Genomic DNA, 9,485 nt, shown 5'->3' with positions numbered 1-9,485 from the left:
AGGAGGCGCGGCGGCTGGCGTGGGCGGGCGAGGACGCGCGCGCCGAGCTGCGCGAGGACGGTGACATCGGCCTGGAGCGCTCCGGCGACCGGGTCCTGGACGTGCTGCGCGACCTGGCCGCCGAGCGGGGTGAGGGCACCGTGCGCCTGGCCGGTGCCGACGAGGGGCTGGAGGAGACGGTGGTGGCGGCGATGGCACCGGGCGCGGACGCGGCGGGGACGGGCGCGGGGACGGGCGCTGGGGCGACGGCGCCGGAGGTGGCGCGGTGAGCGCCCCCACCGGGCGCGCGGGGGCGCCCCGCGCGGTGCTGCACGACGTGCGCTACTCCCGCTTCGCGGGGCAGCTGCGGCCGCGGGCCTCCTCCGTGGCCGACCTCGTCCGCACCGACGTGATGCGCCCGCTGGGCATCCGCCGCAGCGCGGGGGCCAAGGTCTGGCCGTTCCTGCTGCTCGCGGTGGCCTACCTGCCGGCGCTGGCCGTCGTGGCGGTGCCGCTGCTGGTGCCGGCGGTGACGCTGGAACCGCTGGAGCTGCTGAGCTACAGCGCGCTGCTGACCACCGACGGCGTGGTGCTGCTGGCCTTCGTCGCCACGACGATCCCGTCGCTGCTCACCAGGGACCGCCGCGACCGGGTGCTGTCGCTGTACTTCGCGACGGCGCTGTCGCCGCTGGAGTACGTGCTCGGCAAGGCGCTGGCCGCGCTGTCGCTGGTGCTGATCATCGTGCTGGGGCCGCTGCTGGTGCTGTTCGTGGGGTCCATCGCCAGCGCCGACGAGCCGGGGCGCTGGATCGGCGAGCACGCCGGGGACCTGCCCCGGGTGGTGGCCGCGGCGCTGGTCGTGGGCCTGTTCCACGCCGTGCTGGGGCTGGTGCTGGGGTCGCTGACGTCGCGGCGGGTGTTCGCGGTGGGCGGCTACCTGGCGGTGGTGCTCGTCGGCCCGGTGCTGGCGGTGCTGCTGGCGAACGTGCTCTCGGACGACTCCTGGCTGGGGCTGGACCCGGCGTCGGGGCCGATCCGGCTGGCGACCCGCGTCCTCGGGGACCCGCTGGAGGGTGCGGGGGCGCTGGCGTGGGCGGTGTGGTCGGTGGTGGTCGTCGTCGGGACCGCGGTGCTGGTCCTGCGCTACCGGGGAGGGCGGGACGCGTGAGCGCGGGCGCGGGTGGGAGCGGCGCCGTCGCCGTCGAGGTGAGCGGCGTCAGCAAGTGGTTCGGGGACACGGTGGCCCTGTCGGACGTCAGCTTCGCGCTGCGGCCGGGGGTGACGGGCCTGCTGGGGCACAACGGTGCCGGCAAGTCGACGGTCCTGTCGCTGCTGGCGGGCTGGGCGCGCCCGAGCCAGGGCCGGGTGCGGGTGCTGGGCGCCGACCCGCACGGCGACCTGGCGGTGCACCGCCGCCTGGGGGTGGTGCCGGACGGGGAGGGCACCTGGGGCTACCTGACGGCCCGGCAGAACGTGGCGCTGCTGGCCAGGCAGCGCGGGGTCCGCGACCCGCGCGCCGCGGCCGGTGCGGCGCTGGAGCGGGTGGGCCTGTCGCACGCGGCGGACCGGCGCGTGGGTGGTTTCTCCAAGGGGATGCGCCAGCGGGTGAAGCTGGCGCAGGCGCTGGCGCACGAGCCGGAGGTGCTGCTGCTCGACGAGCCCCTCAACGGCCTGGACCCGGTGCAGCGGCGCGCGGACGTGGACCTGGTGCGGTCGCTGGGCGCGGAGGGCCGCACGGTGCTGGTGTCCTCCCACGTGCTGGGGGAGGTGGAGCGGATGGCGGACGAGGTGCTCGTCGTCGTCAACGGCCGGCTGGTGGCCGAGGGCGAGCCGGCGGGGATCCGGGACCTGATGACGGACCGCCCCCGCACGGTGCGGCTGGCGGGGCGGGAGGTGGCGGCCCTGGCGGGTTCGCTGCTGGCGGAGGGGCTGGTGACGTCGGTGCGCCACGACGCGGCGGCGCGCCCGGAGGCGGAGGGGGAGGCGGTCGTGGTGGAGACGCCCGCGGCGCTGGCGCTGGCCGCGCGGCTGCCGGTGGTGGCGGCCGAGCGCGGCGCCACGCTGCGCCGGGTGGAGCCGGTCGGTGACGACCTGGAGAGCGTGTTCGCGCACCTGACGGCCGCGGCGCGGGGGGTGGGGCGGTGAGCCTGTTCGAGGCGGCCCTGCGGGGCGTGCTGCTGCGGGGCCGGACGGCGGCGTTCGCGCTGCTGCCGGTGGTGGTGGCGGTGGTGGTGCTGGTCGTGGTGGTGGTGACGAGCGTGCCGGGCCGCTACGGCGCGGTGGGGACGGTGACGGCCCAGCTGCTCGTGGGGCTGGTCGTGCCGGTGGTGGCGCTGGTGCTGGGCACGGGCGCGTTCGGCGACGAGCGCGACGGCGGCACGCTGTCGCTGCTGCGCAGCACCTCCCGGCCGCGCTGGCACCTGGTGGGCGCGAAGTTCGGGGCGTCGTGGCTGTCGACGTGGCTGGTGTGCCTGCCGGCGAGCGCGGCGTGCGCGGTCTACGCCGCGTCGGTGAACCAGCCGCTGGGCGCGGTGCTGGGCGGGATCGTCCTGGCGACGGCGCTGGGGTCGGGGGCGTACTGCGGGCTGTTCGTGCTGCTGTCGCTGCTGACGCGCCGGGCGCTGCTGGCGGGGCTGGCGTACGTGGTGCTGTGGGAGGGGTTCCTGGCGGGGCTGTCGCCGGGCCTGCGGGGGTTGTCGATCGGCTCGTACGCGCGGCGGGTGGCGCAGCTGGCGCTGCCGGACGACGTGCAGGTCGGGGTGGTCTCGACGCTGGGGGTGCCCGCGGCGGTGGCGGTGCTGGTGGGCGTGGCGACGCTGTCGTGGGTGCTGGGCGGGGTGCGGCTGCAGCGCATGGACGTCTGAGGCACCCGGGCGCCTCCCCCCGGCGTGCCCGGCCCCTCCCCGCCCGCGAACGCCCTCCCGGAGGTCGTGAGCCGTGCGAGGATGTCGGGCCGCGAGCGCTGGTGGGAGGTGGGCCGTGGCCGTCGGGATGCGCGAGGTCGCCGCACACGCCGGGGTCTCGCTGCGGACGGTGTCCAACGTCGTCAACGACTACCCCCACGTCAGCCCCGCGATGCGCGAGCGCGTCCAGCGCTCGCTGGACGCCCTCGGTTACCGGATGAACACCGCGGCGCGCAGCCTCAGCGCCGGCCGCACCGGCATGGTCGCCCTGGCGATCCCCGACTTCACCACCCCCTACTTCGCCGAGCTGGCCCACGCCGTGGTCACCGCGGCCGAGCGCCGCAAGTTCACCGTCCTCATCGAGGTCACCCACGGCGAGCGCGAGCGCGAACTGGCCGTGCTGGGCGGCGGGCGCACCCACCTCACCGACGGGGTCCTGCTGAGCCCGCTCGCGCTCACGGCGGAGGACCTGGCGGGGGCGCAGCCGCGGGTCCCGGCCGTGCTGCTGGGCGATCTCGTCGCGCAGGGGCCGCTGGACCACGTCGGCGTGCCCAACCGGGAGGCCGCGCGCGTCGCGGTGGAGCACCTGCTCGCGCTGGGCCGGCGCCGCATCGCCGCGCTCGGCGTGCAGTCCGGCTCCCGCGGCACCGCCGCCCTACGGCTGGAGGGGTACTGCGACGCGCTCGCCGCGGCGGGCATCCGGCCGCTGCGGCGCTGGCGGTTCGGCGCGGAGGAGTGGTCGCGGGAGGCGGGGGCCGCCGCCGTCGAGCGGATGCTGGCCGCGCCCGGCCCGCGTCCGGACGCGGTGTTCGCGTTCAGCGACACCCTGGCCCTCGGCGCGCTGCGCGCGCTGCTGCACGCGGGGGTGGACGTCCCGGGGGAGGTGGCGCTGGTGGGTTTCGACGACGTCGAGGAGGCGCGCTACACCAGCCCGTCGCTGTCGTCGGTGTCCCCGGCGACCGGCGAGATCGCCGAGAGCGCGCTGGTGCTGCTGGAGGAGCAGGTCGAGCGGCCGCGGGCGCGCGGGCTGGGCCGGCAGGTGTCCACGCCGTACGCGCTGCAGGTGCGGGAGTCCACGGCGGGCGTGGAGGCCTGACGCGCGCAGGGCGCCCCCGGCCGGTGGTGGCCGGGGGCGCCCTGCGCGGGTCGGGGCGCCCTGCGCCCGTGCGGGTGGGCTCAGCCCTTGAGGCCGGTGCCGGCCACGCCCTCCACGATGCGCCGCTGGAACAGGAAGAACAGCACGACCAGCGGCAGCGCGCCGAGGATCGCCGAGGCCTGGATGTCGGAGACGCGCTGGCCGAAGGAGCCCTGCACGGTGGCCAGGCCGACCGGGATGGTCATGAGCTCGGGGTTGGACACCACGAACAGCGGCAGCAGCAGGTTGTTCCACACGTTGACGAACGTGAGGATCGCCATGGCCGAGATCACCGGCTTGGACAGCGGCAGGATGACGGAGCGGTACACCCGCCAGAACCCGGCGCCGTCGATGCGGGCGGCCTCCTCCAGCTCGCGCGGCAGGCCGTCGAAGAACTGCTTGAAGACGAAGACGGCGATGACGTAGGGCACCTGCGGCAGGATGACCGCCCAGTAGGTGTTGAGCAGGTGCACCGCGTCGAGCATCTGGAAGATCGGCACGACGAGCACCTGGTTGGGGATCATGACGCCCGCGAGCATGAGCACGAACACGACGGCGCGGCCGCGGAACTGCAGCCGCGACAGGGCGTAGCCCGCCATCGAGGCCAGCGCGACGGTCAGCGCGGTGGTGACCGTCGCGGTGAAGAAGCTCGCGAGGTACCAGTTCCAGATGGAACCGCCCTGCAGGATGGTCACGTAGGGGTCCAGCGTCAGCCCGGCGTGCCGGAGGATCTCCTCGGCGCCGACCGCGGAGACGCTGTTCGGGGTGAGCGAGGTCTTGATCGCCCACAGGCTCGGGATCAGCCACAGCACGGCGAAGATGCCCAGCACGACGCCGCACACCACGTTGAAGGTGCGCGTGCTGTTCTTGGCGGCCTCCCCGACGCGGCGGGGCGGGGGTGCTGCGGCCGTGATGCCCGCGCGGCGCGAGGCGCTGCTCGTCCCGGTCGTCGCCATGTCAGGCCCTCCTCTCCTGTGCGCGGTCGATGAGCTGGCGCGCGACGGCGATGGCCACGATGACGATGAACAGCAGCACCGAGGCCGCCGAGGCCGCGCCGACCCGGAAGTCGGTGAACGCGGAGGTGGTGACCAGGCCGAGCGCCACCTGCGTGGAGATGCCGGGTCCGCCGGCGGTCATCAGGTACACCTGGTCGAAGATCTTCAGGCTGGCGATGATCTGCAGCAGGATGACGAGGGTCGTGGTGCGGCTGAGCATCGGGATGGTGATCCAGCGGATCTGCTGCCACGGGGAGGCGCCGTCGATGGCGGCCGCCTCGTAGACCTCGCGGGGGACGTCCTGCAGCCCGGCGAGGTAGAGGATGAAGTTGAAGCCGATGGTCCACCACAGCGTGGCCAGGGCGATGCCCACCATCGCGAGGGCGGGCGTGCCGAGGATCGGTGCGGGTTCCTCCACGCCGAACCAGCCCTGCACGACCGCCAGCAGGCCCGTGGAGGGGCTGAGGATGAAGTTCCAGATCAGGGCGATGGCGGCCGAGGGCAGGATGAAGGGGACGAAGAACGCCAGCCGGAAGAACCACTGCCCCCGCTGCACCCGGTTGGCCAGGACGGCGAAGACGAACGACAGGACGACCAGCGGCGGCACGGTGTAGAGCGTGAACTGCAGCGTGTGCCACATCGCCGACCAGAACTCCGGCCGGGTGAGCATCTCGGCGTAGTTGCCGAAGCCGGCCCAGGACCCGAAGCCCTCCTGGACGACGCTGGTGTTGAAGAAGCTGGCGATGACCATGTAGGCGGTCGGCCAGATGAGGAACACGACGTAGAAGAGGGCGAAGGGGGCGATGAACAGCCAGGCGGGTCTCGTCTCCGCCGACCGGACGCCGCGGGGCGCGCGGGCCGTCGTGGCGGCCACCCCGGGCTCGGTGATGGTGGGTGCGCTCACGAGCGGGCCTCCTGGGGGCTCGGAGGGGTCGGGGGGGTCGCGGTCATGACAGCGGGTCCGCCGTCTCGGCGTAGGTCTGCAGCTGCGAGCGCATGCTGGCGATGGCCTCCTCGGGGGAGGCGGATCCCTGCAGCACCAGCCCGATCTGCGCCCCGACGATGGTCTCGAAGTTCGAGCCGGACCCCGAGTACCAGGCCGGGGCGTCGTACACCGCGTAGTCGGCGGCGGGGGCGTAGTCCGACTGCGGTTCCAGCGCCGCGTACGCGGGGTCCTGCAGCGTCGGCAGGTAGGCCGGGACGTGCCCGCCCTCCGCCCACGTCATGCCCTGGTCCAGCATCGACCTCACGAAGCCCATGGCCCGCCGCAGCTGGTCCTCGTCGCGCTCCATCCGGGGCAGGATGAAGGCGTGCGAGTCGGCCTGGCAGGCCGGGGAGTCGTACAGCTGCGGGATCGGGACCATGCCGAACTCCAGGTCCGGCACGCTCTGGGCGGTGGTGATCTCCCACTCGCCCTGCATGTAGAAGGCGGCCTGGCCGGTGAACATCAGGGTCTGGGAACCGGCGTAGTCGGTCGTCGTCGGCATCAGGCCCTTGGCGGTGAGGCTCTGCAGGTAGGCCAGGGTGTCGGCGACGAGCGGCTCGTCGAAGGTGAGCTCGGTGCCCCCGCCGGAGAGGAAGGGGGTGTTGCCGCTGCGCTGGGAGTACAGCGACTGGAACAGGCGCCAGGGCGTGGCCGTCTCGCTGACGGTCGCCACGCTGGCCCCGTAGGCGCCGGTGACCTCCTTGGCGGCGGTGAGCGCCGCCTCCCACTGCTCGGTGCCCCGGATGGGCTTGAGCTTGCCGTCGCCGTCGAGCAGGCCGGCCTGCTCGCAGACGCCCTTGTTGTAGAAGAGGACGAAGGGGTGGGTGTCCAGGGGGACGGCGTAGGCCCGCTCGCCCAGCTTCCCCGCGTCCCACACCTTCGGGGTGAAGTCCTCCGGGGTGAGGTCGACGAGGGCCAGCATCTCGTCGGTGATCTCGGTGAGCAGCCCGGCCCGGGCGAGGTTCTGCGCGCGGGTGAGGTGGGCGACGGCGACGTCCGGCGGCTTGTCCCCGAGCGTGGCCAGCGACACCTTCGTGTAGTACGGGTTGCCCCAGGCGAACGTCGCCGACTGCAGGGAGTCGGGGCCGCCGTTCTGCCGGGCGTACTCGTCCAGCATGAGCTGCAGGCGGGCGCCGTCACCGCCGCCGAAGAGGTTCCAGAAGGTCACGGTCCCGGGGGCGAGCTGGGTGCCGGCGATCCCCGCGGCCAGCGGTGAACCGCAGCCGGCGGTGGCGCCCGCCAGGCCCAGCCCGCCCAGGGCGAGGCCGCCCTTGAGCAGCGAGCGCCTCGTCGGGCGCCCTGGTGGGGGGAGATGGGGTGTCACGCGTCGTCCTTCCCGCCGTCGTTGGCGTGGAGCGCAGTGCTGCCTGCTCGTGGTGCTGCCTGCTCGTGCTGCGTGCCGTGCACCCCGCCCGCCCGGTCCGGGTCCGCTCCCGGGCTGGACGGTCGGGGTGCCGGGGACGCTAGCATCGCTTTGCACCGGTGCAAAGCATGCCGCGCCGCCGCCGCGCCGACCGGTGGCCCCGCTGCCCGGTTCCCGCCCAGCCCCTCCTCCCCGACCCCGGAGGCACCGTTGCCGACGACCGACCCCACGCCCGTCCCGCCCGGGGTGCCCCGCCCGGAGCACCCCCGCCCCTCCGCCCGCCGCACCGACTGGCTCTGCCTCAACGGCGCCTGGGGGTTCGAGGTGGACGCCGGCGACTCCGGCCTGGAGCGCGGCCTGCTGCAGCGCCCCCTGGAGCGCACGATCACGGTGCCGTTCGCCCCCGAGTCGGAGCTGTCGGGCATCGGGACCACCGACTTCATGCCCGCCGTCTGGTACCGGCGCGAGGCGGACGTCCCCGCGGGGTGGGCCGGGCGGCGGGTGCTGCTGCACTTCGGCGCCGTCGACCACGACGCCACCGTCTGGGTGGACGGGGTGGAGGTGGGCCGCCACCGCGGCGGTTTCACCCCCTTCACGATCGACCTGGGCCACCGCAGCGGCGCGCTGACGATCGTCGTGCGGGCCCGCGACAGCCGCTGCGGCCCGCAGGCCCGCGGCAAGCAGTCCACCCGCTACGCCAATTACGAGTGCTTCTACACCCGCACCACCGGCATCTGGCAGACCGTGTGGCTGGAGCCGGTGCCGGACACCTCCCTGCTGCGCCCCCGCGTCACGCCGGACCTGGCGGGGGAGTGCTTCCACCTGGAGCAGCCGCTGCGGCGCGACCCCGCCGGGGTCGCGGGCGGCCGGGTGGGCTGGCGGCTGCGGGCGGTGCTGTCCGACGCCGCCGGCGAGGTCGTCACCGCCGACGTGCGCGCCGACCTCGACCTGGCGCCCCGGCTGGTGCTGCCCGTGCCCGCCGGGAGGGTGCGCACCTGGTCGCCGCAGGACCCGCACCTGTACGACCTGCGGGTGGAGCTGCTGGACGCCGCGGGGGAGGTCGTCGACGCCCTCGGCTCCTACGCGGGGTTGCGGTCGGTGGCCGTCGACGGCAAGGCGGTGCTGCTCAACGGTCGCCCGGTCTTCCAGCGCCTCGTGCTCGACCAGGGCCTCTACCCCGACGGGCTGATGACCGCCCCGTCCGACGCCGCCCTCGTCCGCGACATCGAGCTGTCGATGGCGGCCGGCTTCAACGGCGCCCGGCTGCACCAGAAGGTGTTCGAGGAGCGGTTCCTGTTCCACGCCGACCGGCTCGGATACCTCGTGTGGGGGGAGTTCGGCGACTGGGGCGCGGCCGAGCGCGGCACCGAGACCGACCGGGAGTTCCAGCGGCCCACCGCCAGCTTCGTCACCCAGTGGCTGGAGGCGCTGGAGCGGGACCACTCCCACCCCTCGATCATCGGCTGGTGCGGGCTCAACGAGACCTACCAGCGCATCACCGACAAGATCACGGTGTTGGACGACGTCACCCGGGCGATGTTCCTGGCCACCAAGGCGATGGACACCTCCCGGCCGGTGCTGGACGCCTCGGGCTACTCCCACCGCGTCGCGGAGTCCGACGTGTGGGACTCCCACAACTACACGCAGGAGCCGGAGGTCTTCGCCCGCGAGGTCGGCGGCCTGGGGCGCGGCGAGCCGCACACCAACGCCGGTCCCGAGGGGGAGGTGTGGTCGCTGCCGTACGCGGGGCAGCCGTGGTTCTGCAGCGAGTTCGGGGGCATCTGGTGGCGCCCGGACGCCGCGGCCAGCGACTCCGCCGTCGACCGCGGCGCGGAGTCCTCGTGGGGCTACGGGCGGGCCCCGGCGAGCGAGGAGGAGTTCCACACCCGCTTCGCCGGGCTCACCGGCGCGCTGCTGGGCGATCCGCTGATGTTCGGCTACTGCTATACCCAGCTCACCGACACCTTCCAGGAGCAGAACGGCATCTACTCCTTCGACCGCTCCGAGAAGCTCGACGTGGCGCGGGTCCGCGCCGCCCAGCTGCGCCCGGCCGCCATCGAGACCGTCGCGGCGGCCGCCACCGGCTGCGCCGTCGCCCGGCCCGACGCGGTGCCCCGCCCGGGTG

General features: G+C 74.5%; 9 protein-coding genes. 6 read left to right on the top strand and 3 right to left on the bottom strand.

Annotated features, from left to right (window positions below; genetic code table 11):
• The 5 genes from ABEB16_RS02530 to ABEB16_RS02510 all read left to right on the top strand — a co-directional run.
• The coding region (locus tag ABEB16_RS02530) for a hypothetical protein (protein ID WP_345710702.1) at positions 1–269 on the top strand (269 nt) is incomplete at its 5' end.
• Complete coding sequence (locus tag ABEB16_RS02525; RefSeq protein ID WP_345710701.1) at positions 266–1,147, top strand: ABC transporter permease; 882 nt, start codon at positions 266–268, stop codon at positions 1,145–1,147. The genes ABEB16_RS02530 and ABEB16_RS02525, both read left to right, overlap by 4 nt.
• On the top strand, positions 1,144–2,124 hold the full coding sequence (locus tag ABEB16_RS02520; RefSeq protein WP_345710700.1) for an ABC transporter ATP-binding protein: 981 nt from the start codon (positions 1,144–1,146) through the stop codon (positions 2,122–2,124). Before ABEB16_RS02525 ends, ABEB16_RS02520 begins: the two co-directional genes overlap by 4 nt.
• On the top strand, positions 2,121–2,843 hold the full coding sequence (locus ABEB16_RS02515; RefSeq protein WP_345710699.1) for an ABC transporter permease subunit: 723 nt from the start codon (positions 2,121–2,123) through the stop codon (positions 2,841–2,843). The genes ABEB16_RS02520 and ABEB16_RS02515 overlap by 4 nt, the downstream gene beginning before the upstream one ends.
• Before the next feature lie 115 nt (positions 2,844–2,958).
• Positions 2,959–3,978, top strand: coding sequence for a LacI family DNA-binding transcriptional regulator (locus tag ABEB16_RS02510; protein ID WP_345710698.1), 1,020 nt, complete (start codon positions 2,959–2,961; stop codon positions 3,976–3,978).
• 80 nt (positions 3,979–4,058) lie between these two features.
• On the opposite strand, the gene ABEB16_RS02505 is transcribed toward ABEB16_RS02510, so the two are convergent.
• The 3 genes from ABEB16_RS02505 to ABEB16_RS02495 are packed head-to-tail and all read right to left on the bottom strand — an operon-like array spanning position 4,059 to position 7,321.
• Positions 4,059–4,973, bottom strand: a complete 915-nt coding sequence (locus ABEB16_RS02505) for a carbohydrate ABC transporter permease (protein ID WP_345710697.1) — start codon at positions 4,971–4,973, stop codon at positions 4,059–4,061.
• 1 nt (position 4,974) lies between these two features.
• Positions 4,975–5,916: a carbohydrate ABC transporter permease gene (locus tag ABEB16_RS02500; RefSeq protein ID WP_345710696.1), complete on the bottom strand. Its 942-nt coding sequence runs from the start codon at positions 5,914–5,916 to the stop codon at positions 4,975–4,977.
• 43 nt (positions 5,917–5,959) lie between these two features.
• The gene (locus ABEB16_RS02495; RefSeq protein WP_345710695.1) at positions 5,960–7,321 is read right to left on the bottom strand and encodes an extracellular solute-binding protein; all 1,362 of its coding nucleotides are present in this window, start codon (positions 7,319–7,321) and stop codon (positions 5,960–5,962) included.
• Between the two features lie 249 nt (positions 7,322–7,570).
• Between ABEB16_RS02495 and ABEB16_RS02490 the strand changes: the two genes are divergently transcribed.
• Positions 7,571–9,485, top strand: a 1,915-nt coding sequence (locus tag ABEB16_RS02490) for a glycoside hydrolase family 2 protein (protein ID WP_345710694.1), incomplete at its 3' end; no start/stop codon positions are given.

Origin of the sequence: Kineococcus glutinatus (assembly GCF_039542765.1) — a bacterium.
GTDB classification, from domain to species: Bacteria; Actinomycetota; Actinomycetes; order Actinomycetales; family Kineococcaceae; genus Kineococcus_A; species Kineococcus_A glutinatus.
Note: the sequence above shows the minus strand (reverse complement) of the source record. Positions and strands in the feature narration are given on the sequence as shown.